Source organism: Streptomyces sp. NPDC050287 (assembly GCF_044459385.1).
In the GTDB taxonomy this organism is placed as follows: Bacteria; Actinomycetota; Actinomycetes; order Streptomycetales; family Streptomycetaceae; genus Streptomyces.
This window is the reverse complement of the sequence record NZ_JBITIY010000007.1, coordinates 222,032-245,762: the sequence shown is the minus strand read 5'-3', so window position 1 is coordinate 245,762 and position 23,731 is coordinate 222,032. Positions and strand designations below refer to the sequence as shown.

Genomic DNA, 23,731 nt, shown 5'->3' with positions numbered 1-23,731 from the left:
TGCCGCGCGACTCACGGACGGCGCCGCTGCTTCGGATATTCGGGTGACCGTGGGTCTGCGCCCGTAGGTCTGTGACCGTGGGTCCGTGCCCGTAGGTCTGTGCCGCAGGCCTGCGCCCAGGCCTTCCGGGTTTCGCCCCGGTCGGCGCACCCTAACTCTGCGTCTGCAACTGGCGCAGTTGCCGGTGCACGTTCTCCAGGGCTCCCTGGCGCTGCCCCGGCACCCGGCCGCGCAGCTCGGCGAGCGCGGTGCCGAGTTCCCGTGCGGGCGTCACGTCACGGATCTGGGACCACTGGTGGTGGGCGCGGTCGACGGCCGCCTCCACCGCGGGCGAGTCCGGTGCCTGCCCCGCGGTCAGCCGCGCCCCGGCCACCGCCAGCCACGTCCGGCAACTGCGCACCGGGTCCCCCGCGAACATCGCCAGGTCCGCCCGCACCTCGGCCCAGTGCAGCGCCTGCTCGGACCCGGCCCCGTGCGCCCGTACGGCGGCCTGCTCGTGCTCGGCGGCGAGCGCGTCGGCGTCGGCGTGCCGGCCGTCCTGGACGGCGGCGGTGATGTAGGCGTGGGGGTCGTCGGGGGCGGGGGGAACGGGGCGGGGGGCGGGGGGAACAGGGCGGTGGGCGGGGGGAACAGGGCGGGGATCCGCTTGCCGGACCACCACGGTCCCTGCGCGGTTCCCGTCAGCCGACCTCGGCGCGTCCGGCCCTTGAGGACGAGGCGGTTCAGGCCGATGCGGGGGTCTGGCGGCGGAGCCCCCAGGGGCGGCGGCCGTCCCCACCCCGGGCACCGTCAGCACCAGGTCCCCGTACCCGTCACTCCCCAGCCGCGCCAGCGCCTGCTGATGGAGTTCCCCGAGGTCGGGCCGCCGCCCGCTGCGCAGAATCGTGGCGATCGTCTTCATGTACGCCGGCACGGCCACCGCCCGCCGGGAGGACGGCGGCGGCGCGATCCGGCCGTACACCGCGATGCCCCGGCCGGAGTCCAGCGGGTTGGCGCGCAGCCACGACCATGTCTCCGCGTCCGCGTGCAGGTCGAGGAGCAGGGTCGTCGACCCGGGTGAGCGCAGCCGGAGTTCCTCGCGGACCCAGTGCCAGGGGAAGGCGGTGTAGCGGACGGTGGAAGGGGTGGTGCGGGCAAGGGCGAGGTGGGGCAGGTGCTGGCGGCGGTCCAGTGTGAGCTGGCCGGTGATGAACACGGTCAGCGGGCCCGGGGCCGTCGCGGCGGCCCGTAGCCGGGTGAGGACGGCCTGCGGTTCAAGGGGGTCGGCGAGCTCGACGACGTTCGCCGTGTCGGTCCCCGACAGCACCGCGGGCGGCACGGCCGCCAGGACGGGAAGCACGGACGCCGCGTCCACCAGACAGCCCTTGCCCACCGGTGAGGCGGCGAGCAGCAGCACGGTTCCGGGCATCGGTCCCTCTCCATCCCCCGTCGATCACGTACGTCAGCACCGTAACCGCTGCGGCTGCAAAGCAGGACCTCAGGACTGCGAACGTCCCTTTCGGGGGGTCTCGTCGTGATCGTCGTCCGTGTCAGCCCGCCGTACCGCGAACACCGTGGTGTCGTCGGCCAGTCGGCCGCCGCAGTGGCGCGGGGTGCCGTCGCGGACCAGGGCGACCAGGCGGTGCGGGTCGGCGGCGGCGGGGTCGGCGGCGAGCCGCTCGGCCGGCCGGCCGAGCGTGCCCCGGCGGACGGCCGGGCCGTCGGCCGGGACCACCCGGCCGGGCCCGCCGTCATTCCCGGCCCTCATGCGCCTCAGCGAACCACGGCACCGGGACGTCCGCATCCGCACCGGGCCGGCCCGGACAGGCCGCTCCACCGACTTGCCAACGCCTGTCCCCAGGTGTGCTCTGGAAGGCGGGGCGAGGAGAGAGAGGAGCGCTCTCATGGCTCATGCGGCACCCACCTCCCGCGGAATGCGCGCGGCGCGACGGAGGGCCATGGCCCGGCAGGTCAGGCCGGTCCGCACACCCGACGTGTTCGACGAGCGGGTCCACCGGATCGCCAGGCTCGCGATCCCGGTCGTCCTCGGCCTCGTCTACGGCTACTGGGCGGCGGCCAACCGGCGCGGCGGCGGCCCCCTCACCGGCTGGAACGTCCTGTTCGGCTGCGTCACCGCGATCGCGTTCATCGTGCTGTGCATCGCCGTGGCGACGTTCGCCCCGCTGCTCCAGCGCGAACTGCACTCGGCCGTGAAGTCCGCGTTCGCCGGCGCGGCCGTCGGCTTCCTCTACAGCCAGACCGGCGAGAGCGTGCTCCGGTCCACCGCCCTGGGCCTGGCGGTCGCGGTGGCCGTCTTCGGCGTGTTCTTCTACCGCTACTACACACGCGAGGACGCGGAGGGCAACCGCATCCGCTGACCGCCTGGGCCGACCGCCGCCACGGACAACGGCACGACAGCACGTGGGCCCCGGCGCGTTCGCCGGGGCCCACGTGCTGTCGCCCTCCACCCCTCGCTCAGTCGTCCCAGAACTCGTCCCCACTCGGGTCGCTCGGGTCGGCGTCGCGCCAGTGGCCGTCCCTCCACCGCGGACCGTGGTCCGCGCAGGTCGGCACCGAGCGTCCGCCCGTGTCGATGAACGCGGCGCTCGCCCAGCCGTGGGGGCCGGCCAACCGGTACCAGTTCGGATTGCCGTTGACGTGCTGGCCACGGACCACGCACGTGACACGGACCCGGCTGCCCGGCGGGAGCCGGTCGACGACGGCGGAGCGCGTGGTGGGCGCCTCCCGCACGTTGAGGGCGGCACGGGAGACGACGGTGCCCCGGATCGGAGAACGGCCGAGTCGGCCGTCCCCGTCCCCGTCGTGGCCGTCGCCGTGTCCGTCGGCATAGGTCGGTGAGGTCGGTGAATTCGGCAGGGTCGCGGCTGCCGCGCCGGTGCCCGCCGCGCCGGCGACGAACGTGCCGCCGGTGAGCAGGATCGCGGCCAGGGTCCGCAGGGCCGGAGTGGTGCGCATGAATCGGCCTCCTCTCCTCAGGACCAGGAAACACCCGTTCAGGTGAACCCTCCACCGGAGAGCGGACTCCCCAGTTCCGCCAAGGGCTCCGGCCCGTTCCAGGGATCTGACACCCCGTTGCCCGGTACGCCCGTTTGCAGTCATCCCGCTCGCGCGTCCCGCCCGCGGCGACTTGCCTGGAAACCGCCGCGTCCGGCGGAGGCCTGACCCGGCTCGGGAAGGAGTACGAGGTGCTCGATGTCGCCGGTTTCTGGCTGCCCGTCACGGCGGCCGTTCTCGCGGTCGCAGGGACCGTCGTCGCGGCGTGCCGTCGCCGCGCGGTCACCGCGACCGCCCTCGGCACCGCACTCGGCGGCGCCCTCCTCGGCCTCATCGTCGCGATCGGCCGCCTGCTCACCCTCGCCGACCTGTCCGACCCGGCCCGCCGGCCCGCCGCCGGCACCACCTACGACGCCCTCACGGTCACCCTGCGCACGGTCTCCTGGATGCTCGTCACCTTCGGTCTGACAGTGGCCCTGGCCTGCTGGCTCACCGGCCGTTACGGCCACCTTGTGCCACGTCGGCGAGCGTCAGCGGTGCCCGTCGCAGACCAGGTTCAGGGACCGACGCGAGCCCGAGTCTGACCGCGTCCGGTGTGCGGCTGGGGTCCACGACGACGTCGGGACCCGGCGTGACGGCGATCCCGTGCGCCGCCGCGGCGGCCGTGAAGGTGTCGGCGCGCCGGGGCGCGGGCAACTCCCGCCAAGCGCAGGGACGTCGGCCCGGCTCGAGCCGTCCGGCGGTGATGTCGTCGGCGAGCCGGTCGGCGATGCGCCGGCAGTCGTTCACGGAGAGTTCCCAGGATCGCACCGAGGGCAAATAGCTTGTTGCACCGAGGAGTTGGGGCGATCTAGGGTCCTCCACATGACCCTTTTCCCGGCGTTCCTCGCATACGAGGACAAAGGCGCTGACGCTGCCCGCGCTCCCCTGGTCCTGGTCCACGGCCACCCCTTCGACCACACCATGTGGGCCCCGCAGATCGCGGAGTTCTCCGCCACCCGCCGGGTGATCGCCCCGGACCTGCGCGGCTACGGCGCCTCCCGCACGGCCCCGGGAACCACCGGAGCGAGCGGAACCCCCGCGGCCCCCGCCCCCGGCGTCACCGACTTCGCGCAGTTCGCCCAGGACATCGGTGCGCTGCTGGACGACCTGAAGGTGGACACCTTCGTCCTCGCCGGTCTCTCCATGGGCGGCCAGATCGCGATGGACGGCTACCGCCAGTTCGGCGACCGGGTCCGCGGCCTGGTCCTCGCGGACACCTTCCCGGCGGCGGAGACCCCCGAGGGCGTGACCTTCCGCAACACGCTCGCGGACCGCCTCCTCGCCGAGGGCATGCGGGGATACGCCGACGAGGTCCTGGACAAGATGGTGGCCCCGTCCGCCGCCGCCGGGGTCAGGGCCCACGTCCACCGCATGATGACCTCCGCGCCCCCCGAGGGCGCCGCCGCGGGCCTGCGCGCCCGGGCCGGCCGTCCCGACTACCGCGAGCTGCTGACCCGGGTCACGGCCCCCGCGCTGGTCGTCGTAGGCGCCGACGACACGTACACCCCGGTCTCCGACGCCGAGGCCATGCACGCGGCCCTCCCCGACTCCACGCTCCGGGTGATCGAGGGCGCCGCCCACCTGCCGAACCTGGAGCGGGCGGCGGAGTTCAACGAGGCGCTACGGGAATTCCTGGCGCGGGTGGACGGCGCCTCGTAACCTCGGGACGGTGGACAAGCGGCGGGGGCGGCTACTCGGCATCTGGGCGTCCGCTCTGCTGTTCGCCGGCGTCAGCGTGGTCGTCGGATGCCGGCTCGCCGACACCGACGGCATCACCCCCGTCCCCCAGCTCCTCGCCTTCCTGCCCTGGCTGCTCGCACCCGCCGGCCTGGGCCTGGCGCTCGCGCTGCTGGCCCGGTGGTGGACCGGGATGGTGTGGGCGGTCGTCGTCCTGGGGCTGCTGGCGTGGTACATCGAGCCGTACGGCAAGACCACCTCCCCCGGCGGCCGGCCGCTCGCCACGTTCCGCGTCCTGACCTCGAACGTCGAGTTCGGGCAGGCCGCCGCCGGCCTCGTCATGGCCGTCCGCCACGAGCAGCCGGACATCGTCTTCGTGGAGGAGTGCGAGTACAGCTGCGCCGCGACACTCGAGCGCGACCTCGGCGCCGGCTACCCGCACCGGCGGGCCGTGGTGGCGGGCGGCTCGGAAGGCTCCGTCATCCTCAGCCGCTTCCCGCTCCGGCCCACCGACGGCCTGCCCGGCACGATGGCCATGCCCGGCGCCTTCGCCGACGTGGACGGGAGCCCCGTACGCCTCCAACTCGCGCACCCCATGCCCCCGCTGCCCGGCCAACTCGGCGTCTGGCGGCGTGAACTGGGTGAGCTGCGTGACTTCGCCGCCGCCCACGCGGACACCCCCACCGTCCTGGCCGGCGACTTCAACGCCTCCCAGGACCACGCGGCCTTCCGCCGCATACTCGACACCGGCCTGCGCGACGGTGCCCGCCTCGCCGGAGCCGGCCGCACCCCCACCTGGCCGGCCCGCACCACCCCCACCCTGGGCGCGCAGATCGACCACGTCCTGGTGTCCCGGCAGTTCTCCGCCCGCGACGCCCGCTTCCTCGACCTGGCCGACACCGACCACCGGGCGCTGCTCGTGGACATCACGCTGCACCGGCGGGAATGACGGGGGCAAAGGGAGGGGAGGCGGTACGAAGACCGCCTCCCCTCCGACTCCGGGCCTCCGGCTGAGAGGCTCAGACGCCGATGTCCTCGCCGTCGGCGCGCCAGACGGCCACGACGGCCGGGCGGACGATCTTCCCGGGCCCGTCGGGCCAGGCACTGGCGGGCTTCTCGACGCTGGCGCCGCTGATCTCGCCCGGGTGCTGTACGGCGACCAGCACCCGCCGGTCCTGGACGATCGGGCCGCAGGTCTCGGCGCCGATCGGCATGGTCAGGAACTGCTTGAGTTCACCGCGCCGCTCTCCCTTCGTGGCCACGCCGAAGAGGCCGTCGTGGTAACCGAGCTGGGCGCCGTCGGTGGAGATCCACAGGTTGCCGTGCGGGTCGAAGGCCACGTTGTCCGGGCAGGAGATCGGGCTGACCCTGTCCTTCGGGAACCCGGCGAAGTAGGTCGCGGGGTCGTTCGGGTCGCCCGCCACCAGGAACAGCGTCCAGGCGAACGTGGTGCTGTCGGCCCGGTTCCAGCGCTCGGTGAGCTCCAGGATGTGCCCGTGCTTGTTGGCGCCTCGCGGGTTCGCCTCGTCGGTCGGGGCGTTCGTACCGACACCGCGGTTGGTGTTGTTCGTCAGGGCGACGTACACCTTGCCGGTGTGCGGGTTGGGCTCGATGTCCTCGGGCCGGTCCATCTTGGTGGCGCCGACCTTGTCCCCGGCGAGCCGCGTGAAGACGAGGACCTCCTCTACGGTCATGCCCTCGACATGCGAGACGGCACCCTTGCCGGTGGCCGTGACGAGCGGTATCCACGCACCGCTGCCGTCGAACTCCCCGTCGGCGGGCAGCTTGCCGGTCCCGTCGATCTCCATGGCGGGGGAGTCACCCGTGAGCCTGGCGACGTACAGCGTCCCCTCGTCGAGCAGCGAGAGATTGTGCTCCCGCACGGCACGGGAGGTCCCGTGCTTCATCCGCTTGCTGCCGACGAACTTGTAGAAGTAGTCGAACCGCTCGTCGTCACCGGAGTAGACGACCGGCCGCCCGTCGGGGGTGAGCCGGACGGTCGCACCCTCGTGCTTGAACCGGCCGAGGGCGGTGTGCTTGCGGGGGGTGGAGTGGGGGTCGTACGGGTCGAACTCGACGACGTACCCGAAGCGGTGTGCCTCGTTGGGCTCCTGGGCGACGTCGAACCGCTTGTCGAACCGCTCCCACTTGCGCTCGCTGGCGCCGGTCCCGATCCCGTACCGCTTGTCGGTCGCCCGGCCGCCGCCCGCGAAGTACTGGTTGAAGTTCTCCTCGCCGTGCAGGGTCGTCCCCCAGGGGGTGGTCCCGCCGGAGCAGTTGTTGAGGGTGCCGAGGACCTTGCGCCCGGTCGGGTCGGCGGACGTCCTCAGCAGCGCGGACCCGGCGGCGGGCCCGGTGAGCCGGAACTCGGTGGTGGCGGTGACCCGCCGGTTGAGCGGATGCCGGGACACGGCGGTCAGCTTCCCGCTCTCGCGATCCTCCTCCACGACGACGGCGGACAGCCCGTGGGCGGCCCAGGCGATCTCCACCTGCTCACGGGTGGGGGCGGCGGCGTCGTAGCCGCGGAACATGAGCACCTCGTCGGTGTACTCGTGGTTGGCGACGAGGATCCGCCGGCCGCGCTCGCCCGGCAGCGGGAGCAGGGCCAGGAAGTCGTTGTTGTACCCGAACTGACCGGCCTGGGCGGCGGCGGACTGCTTCTCCGGGTCGAACGCGGGCGCACCGCGCAGGATGGGCTCGCCCCAGCGGACGACGACGTTCTGCCGGTACCCGTCCGGAACGGTCACCGTGTCGGCGGTGTTCGGCGCGACGGCGGCGAACCGCAGCCCCCGGGCGGCCCTGGACGTCGTACGGCTGCGGACGGTGGTGTTCTCGGCCGCGGCGACCGGCGAGGCGAGGCCGGTCCCCGCGGCACCGGCCACGGTGACGACGGCGGCGGCCCGCATCATCGAGCGGCGGCTGAGCGCACCGGCGATGACGTCACCGACGTACTCGTTGGCGGAGGTGTTGGGCGCCGGGTGGAAACAGGCGTCACCACACCGGAACCGACAGGTCAGGGCGGAACGCCCACCGGGATGCGGCTCGGAAGACCCGAACGACCCGCACGACCCCGACGAGGCGCTGATCAACGGCAACTGCGTGCGCATTTTTACGATCACCTTGCTTCCCCTTGAATCCGGCTTGACGGACGGTAGGGGAACGTTTGCGCGGGAACGGGGCCTGTCGGTGAACCGTGAGTGAACCCGGGGTGCATGGGGGCCGGTGTACTGCGGCCGGATGTCGACCTTGACGTCCGGGACGGCACATGGCCTGCCCCTGCCCAAGATCACCCCCTGGGGCCGCTAACCTTACGTGTCCGTCCTGGCCAGGGATTGACGGGCTTCAACTCACGCGAAGGGTTGCGCACATGGGCATTCTCACTCTCCTGCGGAATGCGTTGGGCAGGTCACGCAAGGGGCGTACCGCCGAGGCAGAGGGTGTGGAACAGACTCCTTCGCAGGCGACGGAACAGACCTCCTCGCAGGTACCGGAGCAGGCATCTGGGCAGGTGACGGAGGCGAAGGTGCCGTCCCCGGCAACCGAGCCGACCCCGGAACCGACGCCGCCGCCGACAGCGACGACACCTCCGGCCCAGGTCCCGGAGCCCCGCACCTCCACCCTCTCCACCAAGGACGAGCACGACCTGGTCGCCGCCGCCTTCGACAAGGTGACGGTCCCGAACCAGATGCCTCTGGGAGAGCAGCGGGAACCGGTCACTGAACCGGCCACCGAGGAGCGGGGGGCTGAGGCCGCGCCGGTGAACTCCGAGCCGGTGGCTGAGGAGCGGGTGGCTGAAGAGCCGGTGGCCGAGGCCGCGCCGGTGGCCGAGGAGCCGAAGGCCGAGGCCGCGCCGGTGAGCTCCGAACCGGTGGTCTCTGAGCCGGCGGCTGAGGAGCCGGTGACGTCGGAGCCGGAGAAGCCGGCGGCTGAGGAGCCGGTGACGTCGGAGCCGGAGCCGGAGAAGCCGGTGGCTGAGGAGGCAGTGGCTGAAGCTGGGCCGGTGGCTTCCGAGCCGGTGGCCGAGGAGCCGAAGGCAGAGGAGCCGGAACCGGAACCGGCGAAGCCGACCGAGGAAGAGCCGACCGCCGAGGAGCCCACAAAGGCAGCCCCGACGGTCGAGCCGGAGCCCGAGCCACTTACGGCTACGGAGACCACGCCCGAACCGGTGACCGAGGCCGCCGCAGAGGCAACCCCCGAACCCGCAGCCGCAGCCGCAGCCGCAGCCGCCGACGGCGAGGACACCCCACAGGGGCCACCCGCAGCCGACGACGAAAGCAGCACGGGTGGTGCGGGTGGGAACACCCCGTCCGAAGGCGAAGCCGAGGACACCGAGGCAGCCCAGCAGCCGCAGGCAACCGTCCCCGCAACCCTGCGCACCGCCTACAACGCCGCCGCGACCGCCCTCGAAAAGGCCGACCTCGCAAACGCCCGCGCGAAGATCTACCTCGTGCTGGACCGCTCCGCGAGCATGCGCGGGTACTACAAGGACGGCTCCGCCCAGGCCCTCGCCGAGCAGACCCTCGCCCTGGCGGCGCACCTGGACCCCGAGGCCCCGGCGGCCAAGGTCCACGTCGTCTTCTTCTCCACGGAAGTGGACGGCACCGGCGAGCTCACCCTCACCGACCACGAGAACAAGATCGACGAGCTGCACGCCGGCCTCGGCCGGATGGGCCGTACCAGCTACCACGCCGCGGTCGAGGCGGTCGTCACCCACCACGACAAGCACGCCCCCGGCACCCCCGCCCTGGTCGTCTTCCAGACGGACGGCGCCCCCGACGCGAAGACCCCCGCCACCCAGTCCCTCACCGAGGCCGCGAAGACCCACCCCTCCGTCTTCTTCTCCTTCGTCGCCTTCGGTGAGCACGACAACAAGGCCTTCGACTACCTCCGCAAGCTGAAGACCGACAACACGTCCTTCTTCCACGCCGGCCCCACCCCCCGCGAGCTCACGGACACCGAGCTCTACGAGGGCGTACTGGCCACCTGGCGCCCGTAGCGCCTGAAGGCCCCGCGGCCACCCCGCGCCCCCTCACGCCGCCCGCTTCCCACCCCGTAAAACGGGAGGCGGGCGGCGTACCTGTGTCGGCTACGATTTCAAGGTTCCGTACATAGCAACCTGGGAGCAGCCCCCGATGGCTCGACACCTCATCACCAGCGCCCTTCCGTACATCAACGGAATCAAGCACCTGGGCAACATGGTGGGGTCCATGCTCCCGGCGGACGTCTACGCCCGGTACCTCCGCCAGCGCGGCCACGACGTGCTCTACATCTGCGCGACGGACGAGCACGGCACCCCGGCCGAGCTGGCGGCGAAGGAGCAGGGACTCCCCGTGGCCGAGTTCTGCGCGCAGGCGCACGACGCCCAGAAGGCGGTCTACGACGGCTTCGCACTCGCCTTCGACTACTTCGGCCGGAGTTCCTCCCCCCAGAACGTGGAGATCACCCAGCACTTCGCCCGCCGCCTCAACGAGAACGGCTTCATCGAAGAGCGCGCGATCCGCCAGGTCTACTCGCCCACCGACGGCCGCTTCCTCCCGGACCGCTATGTCGAGGGCACCTGCCCGCACTGCGGCTACGACAAGGCCCGCGGCGACCAGTGCGAGAACTGCACCCGCGTCCTGGACCCGACCGACCTGATCAACCCGCGCTCGGCGATCTCCGGTTCCACCGACCTGGAGGTCCGCGAGACGAAGCACCTCTTCCTCCTCCAGTCGAAGCTCCAGCACGAGGTGGAGGAGTGGGTGGCCGCCCACGAGCAGGAGTGGCCGCAGCTGGCCGCCTCCATCGCCCGCAAGTGGCTGACCGAGGGCCTGCACGACCGCGCGATCACCCGTGACCTGGACTGGGGCGTGCCGGTTCCGGCGGACACCTGGCCGGAGCTGGCGGCCGAGGGCAAGGTCTTCTACGTCTGGTTCGACGCCCCGATCGAGTACATCGGCGCGACGAAGGAGTGGTCGGACGCGGCGCCCGCCGGCGAGACGCGCGACTGGAAGTCCTGGTGGTACGAGGCGGACACCGGCGAGAACCCGGTCCGCTACACCGAGTTCATGGCCAAGGACAACGTCCCCTTCCACACGGTGATGTTCCCGGCCACCGAGCTGGGCGTGCGCGAGCCCTGGAAGAAGGTCGACTACGTCAAGGCCTTCAACTGGCTGACGTACTACGGCGGAAAGTTCTCCACGTCCCAGAAGCGCGGCGTCTTCACCGACCAGGCCCTGGACGTCCTGCCCGCCGACTACTGGCGCTACTTCCTGATCGCCAACGCCCCCGAGTCCGACGACTCGTCCTTCACGTGGGAGCACTTCACGGCGACGGTCAACAAGGACCTCGCCGACACCCTCGGCAACTTCGTCAACCGCGTCCTGTCCTTCTCCCGCAAGCGCTTCGGCGACGAGGTCCCGGCGGGCGGCGAGCCCGGCGAGGCGGAGACGAAGCTGGGCGGGCAGATCGCCGAGCTCCTCGCGGAGTACGAGTCCCAGATGGAGGCCCTCCAGTTCCGCAAGGCCGCGGCCGCCCTGCGTGCGCTGTGGTCCGCGGGCAACTCCTACCTGGAGGAGAAGGCCCCCTGGCTGGCGATCAAGACGGACAAGGACGCCGCCGCGCTCACCCTCCGTACGGCGATGAACCTGATCCACCTGTACGCGGTGGTCTCGGAACCCCTCATCCCGAGCGTGTCCGCAGCCATGCGCGCGGCCTTCACCCTCCCCGACAACACAGCGACCTGGATCACGCCGGACGAGGCGAAGTCCCTCACCGCGCTCCCCGCCGGTGTCCCCTTCACGGTCCCGCCGGTCCTCTTCGCCAAGCTGACGGACGACGACCTGGCGGCGTACAAGGAGCGCTTCGGCGGCGAGGAGGGCTGACGCCATGGACGACATGGACGACGTGAAGGCGTACTACGTCACGACGCCGATCTACTACGTCAACGACGCCCCTCACCTGGGCCACGCCTACACGACCGTCGCCGCGGACGTGCTCGCCCGCTGGCACCGCCAGCGCGGTGAGCGGGTCTGGTTCCTCACCGGCACGGACGAGCACGGCCAGAAGGTCCTGCGCGCCGCCGAGGCCAACGGGGTGCCCCCGCAGGAGTGGGCGGACAAGCTCGTCGACGAGTCCTGGCGGCCCCTGTGGGAACACCTGGAGATCTCCAACGACGACTTCCTCCGCACCACCCAAAAACGCCACACGGACCGCGTCCAGGAGTTCGTCCAGGGCTTGCACGACAAGGGCGACATCTACAAGGGCGGCTACGAGGGCCCGTACTGCGTGCACTGCGAGGAGTACAAGCTCCCCGGTGAACTCATCGACGGCGAGGGTGAGTTCGCGGGCCAGAAACTCTGCGCGATCCACCGCAGGCCGGTCGAGATCCTCAGCGAGGAGAACTACTTCTTCAAGCTGAGCGAATACGGCGACAGGCTCCTCGCCCACTACGCCGCCCACCCCGGCTTCATCCAGCCCGAGTCGGCGCGCAACGAGGTCGTGAACTTCGTCCGCCAGGGCCTGCGCGACCTCTCCATCTCCCGCTCGACCTTCGCCTGGGGCGTACAGGTCCCCTGGGACCCGCAGCACGTGATCTACGTGTGGTTCGACGCGCTGCTCAACTACGCGACAGCGGTCGGCTACAACGAGAACCAGGAGAAGTTCGAGGCCGCCTTCCCGGCCGACGTCCACCTGGTCGGCAAGGACATCCTCCGCTTCCACGCGGTGATCTGGCCGGCGATGCTCATGGCGCAGGGCCTTCCCCTCCCCGGCAAGGTCGCCGCGAACGGCTGGCTGTTGGTCGGCGGCGAGAAGATGTCCAAGTCCAACCTCACCGGCATCAAGCCGCAGGACCTCACCTCCCACTTCGGCGTCGACGCCTACCGCTGGTACTTCCTGCGCGCCATCGCCTTCGGCCAGGACGGCTCCTTCTCGTGGGAGGACTTCACCGCCCGCTACACCAGCGAACTGGCCAACGACTACGGCAACCTGGCTTCCCGCGTGGCGGCGATGGTCGGCAGGTACTTCGACGGCACCCTGCCGGAGGCGACGGCGGACGGCGAGGCGGAGCAGGCCATCCGGGAGGGCCTGATGAAGGCGGTCACGGAGTCCGACCACCGCATCGGCGACGCCCTCGACTTCCAGGGCGGCATCCTGGCCGTCTTCGACTTCGTCAAGCAGGTCAACGGCTACCTCACGGAACAGGAACCGTGGAAGGTCGCCAAGGACGACTCGCCCGAGGCTCGGGCCCGCCTGGCGACGATTCTCTACACGGCCGCGGAGTCCCTCCGCGCGGTGGCCGTACTCCTCAACCCGGTGATGCCGGAGACCTCGCAGAAACTCTGGGACTCCCTCGGCGCGGAGGCGTCCCTGGGCGCCCTGGCCGACCAGCGGGTCCAGGAGGCGGCCGACTGGGGCAAGCTGCCGGCCGGCTCCACGGTCACCAAGGGCGCGGTGCTCTTCCCCCGCCTGGAGGAGAAGCCGACGGCCTGACGGGACGGACACCCCGCCTCGCCCACCGCAAGCTGCTTACTTCTCCTTGACCGACTTCAAAAGCGCGACCAGAGCGTCACGGGTGACGGGGAGTATTCGGGTCGGGTCGTCGCTCTCGCGGAGGAGCAACGAAGACTCTCCGCAGGCGAGTTCGACACACTCGTCACCGTCGCCACCCCCGGAGAAGGACGACTTCTGCCACTGGATCACGCTCACAGCTCCTTCGCCAGGCCGTGGATGAAGTCCCGCGACCGCGCCGGGTCGAGCGAGGCCGACTCCACCTTACGGAACAGCGTTCGAAACCTGGCCAGTTGGGACGCAGCATCCAAGAAGGGTCCGCCGTGCGGGGCATCCCGTTTGGCTGTGTCCAGCTGTGGCACGGGGCCACCCGCGTACAGCATGGAAGTATTGGCCCCGGCGAAGCCGTCCACGTCGAAGGGGATCACCCGGACCGCGACGTTCGGGCGCTCGGACTGACGGAGAATTTCCTCCAGTTGGGCTCGCGCTGTCTGCCGGTCGGCCACGCGTGTCCGCAGCACTCCCTCATGGACGACCGCCTCGTACTCGACCGCGTCGTCCCGTTCGACGGCGACGCGTCGGTGCATCCGGTGCGCGACCCTCGGCTCCAGCTCGCTCGCGGGCAGCTCCGGAACCATGTAGGCGAACACGGCCCGGGCGTACGCCTCGGTCTGCAGCAGCCCCGGCACGTGCGCAGTGGAGATCACCCAGGCACTTGAGGCACTGGCCGGCGCCCTGCGGACAACGGACCCGGAGACCGCCCAGTACTTCGGCGGCCTGGTGGAAATCGGCCTGGGAGACACTCCGGCCCGACAGACATGGAGAAAGCTGATGGGTTTCACCAACTACTTCCCCGGCCGGGGCACCCTCCTGGAGGAGACGTACCTCGAAGGCGAAGCCAAAGGCGAAGCCAAAGGCGAGGCCAAGGGCGAAGCCAGGGGCGAGGCCAAGGCCATCCTTCGTTTCCTGGAGGGGCGCGGCATCTCCGTCCCGGAGGACGCCCGGAACCGCATCACCAACTGCACCGACCTGGACGTCCTCAACCGGTGGTTGGACCGGACCCCGCACGCGGAGTGTGTCCACGACCTCTTCGCCGAGGACGCGGGAGACTCCCCCGACCGGACCACCGCCTGAACCGCGAGGAGATGTTCGTCGCGGAACAGGCGAACGGCACGTAGAGCTGTGCGCCCCGGGAGAAGGGGCCCGGGAGAATTCCCGGGCCCCTTCCTCTTGCCTGTTGGGGAACCGCGTGCCGTCGGTGCTGCGCAGGTGAGGCCTTGAGAGGGCTTGGTCGAACTTCCCGCCATGGAGCCTGTTGCACCTGTGGCCGAAGCGGACACGTAAGGGCAGACGCAACGGAAGGAAGCCATGCCCATCGATACCGAGGCCCAGTTCACGGACGTGTACCGGGCTCACTACGAGGACGTGCTCCGGTTCGTGCGCCGGCGTGCCCACCCGATGAATGTCGACGACATCGTCGCAGAGACCTTCCTCACCGCGTGGCGCCGACGGCGGGACCTTCCCAAGGAGCCTCGGCCGTGGCTGTTCGGCACGGCCCGCAAGGTGATGCTGAACGCGAACCGGGGCATGCGCCGGTACTCCGCGCTCGCGGTGCGCATCCAGGAGGCCGGAGAGGGCGGTGCGCGCGCTGTGACGGTCGATCCGGCCGCCTTCGTGGACAGCAGGATGGACCTGGCCGCCGCCTGGCGCTCCCTGGCCGCCGCCGATCAGGAGGTTCTCGCCCTGCACATCTGGGAGGAGCTCTCCACGAAGGACGCGGCGGCGGTTCTCGGCTGCACCCGGGCCGCCTACGCCATGCGTCTGACCCGGGCCAGGCGCCGGCTGGCCGGTCTGCTCGGCACCTCGGCCGCCGCCTCACCCGCCCTCGCCACCTCCCACTGACAGGAGACCCCTCACATGAACGACAACGACCTGCTCTCCCGCCTCGCCGAACTCGACGCCGCTCCCCGCACCGAGCCGACTGCCGCCGAGACCGACCGCGAGGAGACGCTGCTCAGGCGGATTCTCGACGACACCGGACGGCCCGCGCGCCGTGCCGGCGCTGCCTTCCGCCGCCCGCTCGTGCGCCGGGTGGGCTTCACCCTGGCTGGTGCGCTCGCGGTCGGCGGGGCCTTCAGCGCCGTGACCGGCGGTCAGCCCGGCACGGGTGGCGCCGGACCGTTGTCCGCGGCGGAACTGGCCAGTTGGACGGGTACGCCCAAGGGACTGAACACCGCCCAGGGCAAGGGCTCCGGCGCCGCCCGCCACTGCCTGGACTCGACGAAGCGCATGGCCACCGTCATCGGCACCGGCACCGGCACCCCGCAGGTCAGCAACGCCGACATCCGTGGCGACGTGGCCTCCATGGTCATCACACGGTCGGGCCAAGCGGCTTACTGCCTGGCCGGTTCGGACGGCTCGGGGGTCGCCATGACCATCTCCCCGGTGGGCGCGCTGCCCGCCCGCGGGATCGCCCTGGACAACTACGGGGCCCGGGGGAACGGCGACGAGGAGTTCAACTACGTGGTCGGCACGGCCGGCACGGACGTCAAGAAGGTCGTGGTGAACGATCACGGCAAGACAGCCCAGGCCACGCTCCAGGGCGGCCGCTGGACCGCTTGGTGGCCCGACGGCCAGCCGGAGGGTCTGCTCACCGGCACATTCACCGTCACCTTCACGGACGGGTCGACCCATACGGTCACCGCGAAGTCGCTGACCGACAGGAACTGAGACCGCGGGCGTACGCGCCCTCACCTGCGTACACGGGACGTCCTCTACGCCCGGCGCTGCGGCCCGCCCCCACCGCATCCGCGCGGACGTCGACGTCCAGGAGGTGCCGCTGTCAGGCGAAGGCGGCACCCCGTCAATGGCAACGCCCGCACCGTGACGACCTCACCGCCCAACGGCGCGAACGCGCCCGGATCCGCGGCGAGAAGGGCATCCGCTGGGGCGGACGCCCCCTCGGCACGGCAGCTTGATCAACCCGGCGGCCTCCCCAGCCACGGCATCAGGTGAGGCGTGGGGCGACCTCGTCTGCGACCCACTCCATGGCCTTTCCGACGTGCTCAGCCGCGACAGGCAGCCAGAGGGTGCAGGCGGTGAGTCCTGCCTCGGCGAGCCGCCCGAGGTCGTCGGCGACGCTCGCCGCGGTGGGCGCAGCACCGCCGAGTGGTCGTCCCGGTGGCGAAACCACCTCGGGAATGCCGGGCGGAGTCAGGAAGGCGGCTGAAGCGAGCGTCAGGCGGTCAGCGTTCCCCGTGTCGCCGGCGAGGTCATGCAGGCGTCGCCGGATGTCGCTGACCTCCGCGGCGTCGGCGCCGGTGCCGTACCAGCCGTCGCCGAACCGCAGCACACGGCGCAGGGCGGCGTCGCTGTGCCCGCCGACCCACACGGGCGGACCGCCGGCGGTGACCGGAGGCACTCCCAAGCGCGCCTCGTGCAGTGTCGTGTACGGCCCGTCGAAGTCTGCGGGGCGTCGGGTCCAGAGTGCCTTGGCGGCGGCGAGGTGGTCGTCGGTGCGTGCCCCGCGTTCACGGGCGGGTACGCCGACGGCGGTGAACTCGTCAGGGTTCCAGCCGGTGCCGACGCCCAGGATCAAGCGGCCTCCGGATACGACGTCCAGGGTGGCCGCCTGGTTGGCGAGCACCAGCGCGGGATAGTACGGAGCGACGAGTACGGACGTCAGCAGCCGCAGGCGCGTCGTCGCCCCTGCGACGGCCGCCAGCAGAACAATCGGGTCGGTGTCGAGGCCGAAACCGCTGTCCAGGAGGCGGTTGCCGACCGCAACATGATCGAAGCCCAAATCTTCGGCCTGGCGTGCGGCACGGAGCACGCTGGCTCCGTCGTCGAGCGGCCAGCGCGGCTGAAGGGAGACGCCGAGGCGCAGCAGGGGCATGAGTTTGCCTTCCGGTGGCAGTCCACTGTCGACACGGCGATCACCCGACCTCCCTGTCGTCACACCCAACCACCCCCGCACAGCCCATATTTCATCCAAGGATGCAGCAGATCACCCATCACGACGTATCTGGGCGACGCGTACAGGCCCACGGCGATCGACCGCCGGGCGTACGAGCCGTCCCGGCAGAGCCGGGCCCCGCCACACGATGTCGCCGCACGGGGCCCGGGACACCTCCCGGGCCCCCCGCCCCGCTAGGAGAGGGTCCCGGCCCCCGTCGACGTCCCCAGCGACACCGGCAGGTTCTTCGCCGACGTCTCCAGGCCCGCCGTGAGCGTCGGCGTCCAGTTGACGGTCGTCTTCAGCTTCTTGGAGTTCGCGGCGTTGTACGCGGCCACCAGGTCCGTCGTCGTGCCGTTGACCAGGTTGCCGCCGCCCGCGACCGACCCCGTACCGTCGCCGCTGAGCAGCTTGGCGACCTTGCCGCCGGACGGCACCGTCCAGTGGTTGTTCTCGGCGACGACCTGTGCCTTGGCGCGGGAGTTGATGCTGTACTGCGGGGCGTAGCCGTTGACGGTCGTGACGTCGTAGACGTTGTTGTAGATGTGGATCTGGCCGATCCGGGCCAGCGGCGCGCGCTGCACGATGCCCTTCCACACGTTGTGGTGGATGGAGACCCGCAGCTTGCCGACGCTGTCGGTGTCGCTGCTGCCGATCAGCATCGTCTTGTCGTGGTTGGTGAACTGGTTGCGGGAGACGGTCACCAGGTCGGAGCCCTTGGTGATGTCGAGAGCGCCGTCGTGGATCTGGTACTCGCGGCCGTAGTACTTCGGGTTGGCGCTGTCGAAGTGGGGCGCGTCGGTGAACGTGTTGTGGTCCGCCCAGACGTGGGTCGCGCCGCGCAGGGTGACGGAGTCGTAGTTGGAGTTCCAGTTGCCGTCGTCGCCGTCGGTCGGGTCCCACTGCGGGAAGCAGTCCTCGGTCGCGGCGAAGGTCAGGTTGCGGACGATGACGTTGTCCACGTTCTGGATCTGGAGCATGCCGCCCAAGATGCCCGCCTTGGTGCCGGGGGCGCCCACGATCGTCGTGTTGGCCGGCACCTTGAAGACGACGTTCTTCGCCTGCTTGGCCTGGGCCGCGGCGCGGGCCGTCTCCTGCGTGCCGGAGGGCAGCTTGGACCGGCCGTAGGTGGCGGGGTCGAACGCCTTCAGGTAGGCGGACAGCGAGTAGCCGGTGCCCGCCGCGTAGTCCGCGCACGTCAGCTTCTTGCCCGAGTCGTCGGTGTTGGCGTCGATCGTGCCCGTGACCTTGATGATCCGCGGGGTGGTGTCGGAGGCCGAGCCCAGCGCCTTCACCAGCTGTGCGCGCGTGCTGACGGTGAAGGTGTGCGCGGTGTCTGCCTTCGTACCGCCGGTGGTGCCGGTGCCGGAGGAGGCCCAGCCGTCCTTCGCGGCGAGCGTCTGGTGGAACAGGTCGACGGTTCCCGCGTTCGCGTTCATCACGAATAACGAAACGCCGAGGCCGGCGGTCGCGACGGCGGCTGTGGACACGACGAGGGTGCGCCGCTTGCGGAGGGACCGGCGGTGGGAGCGGATGGCCACGGGGGGAGATCCTTACGGGTGGGTGGAACGTACTGTCATCCCGTCAGTGACCGCAGGATCGGGAAGGGTTGCCGCCTCGATCACATCTCCCGCCCCTCTGTGCACAGTTACTTCACAAAGGGACTCGCGGCGCGTACAACTCTTCAGGCTCATCAGAGGTCGTCTATGCGCCCGCACGTATGCCCCGGAGAGGAACTCATGTCCCGGTCCCCTCACAAGCGCTCCCGACGTCCCGGCGTCCTGGGCGTCACCGCCGTCGCGGCCGCCTTGGCCGGTGGTCTGCTCATCGCCCTGCCCGGCGGAGCCAGTGCCGCCGCGTCGGGTCTCGCCGACGACTTCAACGGTGACGGCTACCGCGATCTGGCGACCGCCGCCCCGGGTGCTGTCGCGGGCGGGAAGGCGAAGGCGGGCGCCGTGGTCGTCACCTACGGCTCGTCGAGCGGTATCAGCGCCGCGCGCCACAAGACCACATCGCAGAGTTCCTCCGGCGTGCCGGGCGCCTCGGAGACCTCCGACCGCTTCGGCACCGAACTCGCGCACGGCGACCTCAACAGGGACGGCTACGGCGATCTCGTCGTGGGCACCCCGCAGGAGGACGTCAGCGGCGATGTCGACGGGGGATCGGTCACGATCCTGTGGGGCGGCTCGTCCGGCCTGTCGGGCGGCACGACGATCAGCGACCCGAACGCGTCCGGCCACGACCGGTTCGGCCAGTCCCTCGCGGTCGGCGACTTCACCGGTGACGGGAAGGCCGATCTGGCGGTCGGTTCCACCGGCAAGGACGTGTGGATCTTCAAGGGCGGCTTCACCAGGTCCGGCGGCGCGGCCGGCAAGCTGCGCTTCGACGCGACGCGGATCGACTCTGGCGCGTACCCCGACGGCGCCGTCCAGCTGGCCGCCGGGGACTTCGACAACGACGGGCCGGACGACGTGGTGGTGGGGTCCTCCGCGGGCAACTTCGTCTACCGGGGCGCCTCGACCGGGCCCACGCTGCAGACAGAGGCGGGCCCGGGGTACGCGGGCGCGCTCACCGTGGCCGACTTCGACCGCGACGGGCACGACGACCTGGTCGTCGGCACCGACTTCGCCGGCGTCCTGGACCAGACGGCGAAGGGCGGCTACGTCACCGTGTTCTACGGCGGTGCGGCGGGCGTCGAGACCACGCGCAGCGCCGTCTTCAGCCAGGACACCGCGGGTGTGCCGGGAGCGGACGAGTCCGACGACCTGTTCGGTGGCACCCTCGCCGCGGGCGACGTCAACGGTGACCGCTACCCGGACCTCGCCGTCGGCGCGAGCTTCGAGACCATCGGCTCCGCCGACCAGACCGGCAGCGTCTGGGTGCTGCGCGGCGGCGCCTCCGGCCTGACGGGGACCGGCGCCCAGTCCTTCAACCAGGGCACCGCGGGTGTTCCGGGGGCCAACGAGTCGTCGGACATGTTCGGCGATGCCATCCACCTCGCCGACCACAACAAGGACGGCCGCGCCGATCTGTCGGTGGGCGCCGGCGGCGAGAACAGCGACGACGGCGCCGTGTGGGTCCTGCGGGGCTCCACCGGAGGCGTCACGGCCACCGGCGCGGTGAACTTCGGTGTGGGGTCCGTGGGCATCGGGAAGTCGGGGGACGACCCGATGTTCGGGGATGCCATGTCGGGCTCCTGAGCACGCAGACAGAGAGCCGGAAGAGGTGGCGCGAGAGGATTCCGGCGCCACACCAGTACAGACGAGCCGATCGAGTGGGGGACCCACATGGGCATGTTCGGAAACGCGCACACCGTCGACCCGGGCCAGGCGCAGCAGGACTACGCGCGGCTGCTGGGCGCCGGTGAGCAGGTGCAGGCCGCGTACCAACTGGTGCGTGACGTCATCCTGTTCACCGACCGCCGGCTGATCCTGGTCGACAAGCAGGGCATCACCGGCAAGAAGGTCGAGTACCACTCCGTCCCCTACCGCAGCATCACCCACTTCGCCGTGGAGACCGCGGGCACCTTCGACCTCGACGCCGAGCTGAAGATCTGGGTCTCGGGCAACTCGGTGCCGATCGAGAAGACCTTCACCAAGGGCGTCGACATCTACGAGGTGCAGGCGATCCTGACGCAGTTCGTGGCGAGGTAGCCATCACGAACTCGCGTCACGGAAACCACACGGCCCGGGCAGTGGCGCCCGGGCGGTCCGAAACGGCGGTCAACGCACCGGAGCGGCATGGGCGTCAGTGGCCGCCCTCGGAATCCGCGTGTGACGTCGGCGCACCGCGGGTGCGTCTGAGACAGAGGGGCTCACTCACATGAACAGCGGTATGTCCAGGGGCGGTTGGAGACCGGCCGCCGTCCTGCTCGCCGGACTGATGGGGGCCTCGCTGCTGGTCGCCTCCCCCGCGGCGGCCGTGCACGGAGCCGTGCCGGGCGACTTCAACGGTGACGGCTACCGCGACGCCGTGCTGCCCGCGCCGGGCGCGAACGTGTCCGGCAAGGAGTCGGCGGGAGCTGTGGTCGTGCTGTACGGGTCGGCCGCCGGGCTGTCGGCGACCCGGCGCAGGACCATCACGCAGAACACCGCGGGCGTACCGGGCACGGCCGAGGCGTACGACCGCTTCGGCGCGTCCACGGCGACGGCCGACCTGAACCGGGACGGATACGCCGACCTGGTGGTGTCGTCGCCGAACGAGGACACCGCGAAGGGCACCGACGCCGGTGCGGTCACGGTGCTGTGGGGCAGCAGGAACGGGCTGACCAGCGGCACGGACCTGCCGACGCCGGCCAGGGCTTCCGACGATCCCACGTACTACGGCCTCGATGTCGTCGCGCTCAGCACCGGCCCCGGCGAGAAGACCCGTGTCGCGGTCGCCGGATACGACGGAACCGTGTTCTTCAGCGGGCCGTTCAGCCGGACGGGCACCTTCGGTTCCGTCACGTACAACCGGGAGACTCCCTCCGCCGAGTCCGTCGCCCTCGGCGACTTCGACGGCAACGCCGTCCCCGAGCCGACCGTCGTCACCACGCGGCTGCATGGCCTGAGCGGCGGCCAGGTGTACGCGAACCCGGCCATCGGAGAGGAACTCCAGCAGGGCAACGGCCTGATCGCCGCCACCGGCGACCTCAATGGCGACGGGTACGCCGATCTCGTGGCCGGCGACCCCGACGATCCCGAGGTCGCGGGCGTCGACGGCACGTTGGGCGGTCGCGTCCTGGTCTGGTACGGCTCGAAACGCGGCATCGAGACCGACTCGAAGCCCGAGCAGATCACGCAGAACACCGCCGGGATACCAGGCGCCAGCGAGAAGGACGACAACTTCGGCGGCGCGCTGGCCGTGGCCGACCTGAACCGGGACGGCCTCGGCGACATCGTGGTCGGCTCACCGTACGAGGACCTCGCCAAGGCCGACGCGGGCCAGGTGACCGTCGTCCCGGGCCGCCGTTCGGGGGCGCTCGGCACCGGCGCGTACTCCTTCTCGCAGGACACCGCGGGCGTCCCGGGCGCCTCCGAGGCCTACGACTCTTTCGGCGCGACCGTCTCGGCCGGTGACATCAACAAGGACGGAAAGCCCGAGCTGTTCGTCGGCGCGCCCGGCGAGAACAACTACACCGGGGCCGTCTGGATGTTCCCCGGCGCCGGCTCCCGCCCCACGGCCACCGGCAGCCGCCTGTTCACGGCATCCTCGGTCGGCCTCACCCAACGGGACAGCACGTACCTCGGCGGCAACGGCCTGCTCTGGGTCATCTGACGGTCGCCCCCGTCCGGTCACTGCGTGGTCAGGGCGCCCGGGGTGGTCGCCCCGGGCGCCTTCCAGTGTTTCCAGTGTTCAGGAGACGACCGGCCGCGCGCCCGGCTCCGGGGTCGCGCGGACCGCCACCCCGGAGCCCCCGTCGCCCACCCTCTTCGGCTACCTCAAGGGTGAAGTAGAGGAGCACACCGGGGAAGAAGCCCGCCTCCGCGACGCCGAGCAGGAAGTGCTGGGCATAGAACGCATACAGACCACTGCACACCACCCACCGACCCGGTCGACGATCCTCGATCCGGACGACGATCAGGTGCCGTCGTGCGTCTCGTCCGGCGCGACGCCCATCGTGATGGAGCCGAGGACGCCCTTGGCAATGTGCTTCTTGTCGTACTTCAGCTTGAGGAGACCGCCCGCGATGCCGCTCTGGTCATAGATGTGGTCCTCGGTGAGCGTGGTGCGCTCGGTGGTGCTGGTTGAGTACGGCTCCACCTCGGCGGAGGCCAGCACGGACTCCTCGTCGAAGAAGAACTGCCCGGTGTGGCAGGTGTGCCCGCCCTCGTAGCCGGCGTCGGTCCACTTGCCGTCCACATGGACCTTGGTGTGGATGTGGACGGTACGGCCCCGGTACCAGCCCGGGAAGATCGTCCTGAAGGTGACCCGGCCCTGTTTGTCGGTGCGCCAGGTGCCCCGCAGATAGCGCTCGTCGTCGGTGGGCTCCTCATGCCCTCCACCGCCGGTCCCGCCGGGCGGACCCGACGGCGGCTCACCTGTCGGAGTGCCGGTGGGCGTGCCCGAGGGGGCGCCAGTCGGGGGCGTACCGCCTCCGCCTCCGCCTCCGCCTCCGCCTCCGGTCGACAGGCTCTCGTACCCCGAGTAGATGCCCAGCGCGTCGCAGTGCCAGATGTCGACGGCCGCGTTCCTGATCGGCTTGCAGGTGTCGGAGTCGATCACCTTGAGGGTGAGGGTGAGCGGGATGCCCTCCTTGTTCTCGGTGATGTCCTGGCGGAGCTTGTCGGCGTCGATGTAGTAGGGGCCTTCGGTGGTCTCCGAGGTGAGCTGGTAGCACGTCTCCGCCGCACTCGACGTACTCGACGCCGTGCCCGACGGCCCGGTGGTCGCCGTCGACTCGCTCGCGGACGCCGTCATGGCGAGTCCACCGCCGACACCCACCGCCGCCATCACGGCGCCGCCCGCCATGATGACCTTGCGACGCGTCAGGTCCTGCTCGTGCTCGGGCCCATGGGCCTTCTCGTTTTCCGTCATGAGCCGGAAAGTTAGGTAAGAAGCCTGTCCAGGACCTGGGAGAGACCTGTGGTT

21 protein-coding genes and 2 pseudogenes are annotated in these 23,731 nt (G+C 71.0%); 13 read left to right on the top strand and 10 right to left on the bottom strand.

Translation table 11 applies throughout. The annotated features are described in order from the left end of the window. Positions 1-151: 151 nt before the first annotated feature. Entirely contained in the window at positions 152-1,408 is a 1,257-nt protein-coding gene (locus tag ACIBK3_RS26285) for a hypothetical protein (RefSeq protein WP_399369332.1), read from the bottom strand. 69 nt (positions 1,409-1,477) lie between these two features. Next, positions 1,478-1,663, bottom strand: a pseudogene (locus tag ACIBK3_RS26280) (serine/threonine-protein phosphatase); the annotation flags it as partial. Positions 1,664-1,883: 220 nt separating this feature from the next. Here ACIBK3_RS26280 and ACIBK3_RS26275 point away from each other — a divergent pair. Beyond that, complete coding sequence (locus ACIBK3_RS26275; RefSeq protein WP_399369331.1) at positions 1,884-2,357, top strand: hypothetical protein; 474 nt, start codon at positions 1,884-1,886, stop codon at positions 2,355-2,357. Between the two features lie 97 nt (positions 2,358-2,454). Here ACIBK3_RS26275 and ACIBK3_RS26270 read toward each other — a convergent pair whose 3' ends face one another. After that, on the bottom strand, positions 2,455-2,955 hold the full coding sequence (locus ACIBK3_RS26270) for an SH3 domain-containing protein (RefSeq protein ID WP_399369329.1): 501 nt from the start codon (positions 2,953-2,955) through the stop codon (positions 2,455-2,457). A 230-nt stretch (positions 2,956-3,185) separates the two neighbouring features. On the opposite strand from ACIBK3_RS26270, the gene ACIBK3_RS26265 reads away from it, so the two are divergent. After that, entirely contained in the window at positions 3,186-3,578 is a 393-nt protein-coding gene (locus ACIBK3_RS26265; protein WP_399369327.1) for a hypothetical protein, read from the top strand. Here the strand turns inward: ACIBK3_RS26265 and ACIBK3_RS26260 are convergent. Next, positions 3,484-3,702: pseudogene (locus tag ACIBK3_RS26260) on the bottom strand (PLP-dependent aminotransferase family protein); the annotation flags it as partial. The gene ACIBK3_RS26265 and the pseudogene ACIBK3_RS26260 overlap by 95 nt on opposite strands. Before the next feature lie 156 nt (positions 3,703-3,858). Here ACIBK3_RS26260 and ACIBK3_RS26255 point away from each other — a divergent pair. Both ACIBK3_RS26255 and ACIBK3_RS26250 read left to right on the top strand, forming a co-directional pair. Then, a complete protein-coding gene (locus ACIBK3_RS26255; RefSeq protein WP_399369325.1) occupies positions 3,859-4,695 on the top strand; it encodes an alpha/beta fold hydrolase in 837 nt (278 codons plus the stop codon). 10 nt (positions 4,696-4,705) lie between these two features. Then, positions 4,706-5,662: an endonuclease/exonuclease/phosphatase family protein gene (locus tag ACIBK3_RS26250; protein ID WP_399369324.1), complete on the top strand. Its 957-nt coding sequence runs from the start codon at positions 4,706-4,708 to the stop codon at positions 5,660-5,662. A gap of 70 nt (positions 5,663-5,732) precedes the next feature. Here ACIBK3_RS26250 and ACIBK3_RS26245 read toward each other — a convergent pair whose 3' ends face one another. Continuing rightward, on the bottom strand, positions 5,733-7,820 hold the full coding sequence (locus tag ACIBK3_RS26245) for a PhoX family protein (RefSeq protein WP_399369322.1): 2,088 nt from the start codon (positions 7,818-7,820) through the stop codon (positions 5,733-5,735). A gap of 260 nt (positions 7,821-8,080) precedes the next feature. Between ACIBK3_RS26245 and ACIBK3_RS26240 the strand changes: the two genes are divergently transcribed. From ACIBK3_RS26240 to metG (ACIBK3_RS26230), 3 genes are all read left to right on the top strand, one after another. Then, entirely contained in the window at positions 8,081-9,709 is a 1,629-nt protein-coding gene (locus ACIBK3_RS26240; protein WP_399369320.1) for a VWA domain-containing protein, read from the top strand. 136 nt (positions 9,710-9,845) lie between these two features. Beyond that, a complete protein-coding gene (metG, locus tag ACIBK3_RS26235; RefSeq protein WP_399369318.1) occupies positions 9,846-11,576 on the top strand; it encodes a methionine--tRNA ligase in 1,731 nt (576 codons plus the stop codon). A 4-nt stretch (positions 11,577-11,580) separates the two neighbouring features. Beyond that, a complete protein-coding gene (metG, locus tag ACIBK3_RS26230; protein WP_399369316.1) occupies positions 11,581-13,185 on the top strand; it encodes a methionine--tRNA ligase in 1,605 nt (534 codons plus the stop codon). Positions 13,186-13,221: 36 nt separating this feature from the next. Here metG (ACIBK3_RS26230) and ACIBK3_RS26225 read toward each other — a convergent pair whose 3' ends face one another. Continuing rightward, positions 13,222-13,395 (bottom strand): DUF397 domain-containing protein, encoded by a 174-nt coding sequence (locus tag ACIBK3_RS26225; protein ID WP_399369314.1) that lies wholly within the window; start codon positions 13,393-13,395, stop codon positions 13,222-13,224. Positions 13,396-13,397: 2 nt separating this feature from the next. Then, positions 13,398-13,910, bottom strand: a complete 513-nt coding sequence (locus tag ACIBK3_RS26220) for a DUF5753 domain-containing protein (protein ID WP_399369312.1) — start codon at positions 13,908-13,910, stop codon at positions 13,398-13,400. Between ACIBK3_RS26220 and ACIBK3_RS26215 the strand changes: the two genes are divergently transcribed. The 3 genes from ACIBK3_RS26215 to ACIBK3_RS26205 all read left to right on the top strand — a co-directional run bounded on the left by ACIBK3_RS26215 (position 13,900) and on the right by ACIBK3_RS26205 (position 15,933). Next, on the top strand, positions 13,900-14,337 hold the full coding sequence (locus tag ACIBK3_RS26215; protein WP_399369310.1) for a hypothetical protein: 438 nt from the start codon (positions 13,900-13,902) through the stop codon (positions 14,335-14,337). The two genes, ACIBK3_RS26220 and ACIBK3_RS26215, sit on opposite strands and share 11 nt — an antisense overlap. A 234-nt stretch (positions 14,338-14,571) precedes the next feature. Beyond that, positions 14,572-15,105 carry an RNA polymerase sigma factor gene (locus ACIBK3_RS26210; protein ID WP_399369308.1) on the top strand — a complete coding sequence of 178 codons (534 nt, stop codon included), beginning with the start codon at positions 14,572-14,574 and terminating at the stop codon, positions 15,103-15,105. Between the two features lie 15 nt (positions 15,106-15,120). Beyond that, positions 15,121-15,933, top strand: coding sequence for a hypothetical protein (locus ACIBK3_RS26205; RefSeq protein ID WP_399369306.1), 813 nt, complete (start codon positions 15,121-15,123; stop codon positions 15,931-15,933). Between the two features lie 277 nt (positions 15,934-16,210). Here ACIBK3_RS26205 and ACIBK3_RS26200 read toward each other — a convergent pair whose 3' ends face one another. Together ACIBK3_RS26200 and ACIBK3_RS26195 are read right to left on the bottom strand one after the other, a co-directional pair. Then, a complete protein-coding gene (locus ACIBK3_RS26200) occupies positions 16,211-17,098 on the bottom strand; it encodes a TIGR03619 family F420-dependent LLM class oxidoreductase (protein ID WP_399369304.1) in 888 nt (295 codons plus the stop codon). 254 nt (positions 17,099-17,352) lie between these two features. After that, positions 17,353-18,699, bottom strand: coding sequence for a polysaccharide lyase family 1 protein (locus tag ACIBK3_RS26195; RefSeq protein ID WP_399369302.1), 1,347 nt, complete (start codon positions 18,697-18,699; stop codon positions 17,353-17,355). A 198-nt stretch (positions 18,700-18,897) separates the two neighbouring features. Between ACIBK3_RS26195 and ACIBK3_RS26190 the strand changes: the two genes are divergently transcribed. The 3 genes from ACIBK3_RS26190 to ACIBK3_RS26180 all read left to right on the top strand — a co-directional run bounded on the left by ACIBK3_RS26190 (position 18,898) and on the right by ACIBK3_RS26180 (position 22,417). Next, the gene (locus ACIBK3_RS26190; RefSeq protein WP_399369300.1) at positions 18,898-20,358 is read left to right on the top strand and encodes an FG-GAP-like repeat-containing protein; all 1,461 of its coding nucleotides are present in this window, start codon (positions 18,898-18,900) and stop codon (positions 20,356-20,358) included. A gap of 87 nt (positions 20,359-20,445) precedes the next feature. Next, positions 20,446-20,811 carry a PH domain-containing protein gene (locus ACIBK3_RS26185; RefSeq protein WP_030665591.1) on the top strand — a complete coding sequence of 122 codons (366 nt, stop codon included), beginning with the start codon at positions 20,446-20,448 and terminating at the stop codon, positions 20,809-20,811. 169 nt (positions 20,812-20,980) lie between these two features. After that, positions 20,981-22,417 (top strand): FG-GAP repeat protein, encoded by a 1,437-nt coding sequence (locus tag ACIBK3_RS26180; protein ID WP_399369298.1) that lies wholly within the window; start codon positions 20,981-20,983, stop codon positions 22,415-22,417. Between the two features lie 303 nt (positions 22,418-22,720). On the opposite strand, the gene ACIBK3_RS26175 is transcribed toward ACIBK3_RS26180, so the two are convergent. Next, positions 22,721-23,677: an intradiol ring-cleavage dioxygenase gene (locus ACIBK3_RS26175; RefSeq protein ID WP_399369296.1), complete on the bottom strand. Its 957-nt coding sequence runs from the start codon at positions 23,675-23,677 to the stop codon at positions 22,721-22,723. Positions 23,678-23,731 lie beyond the last annotated feature (54 nt).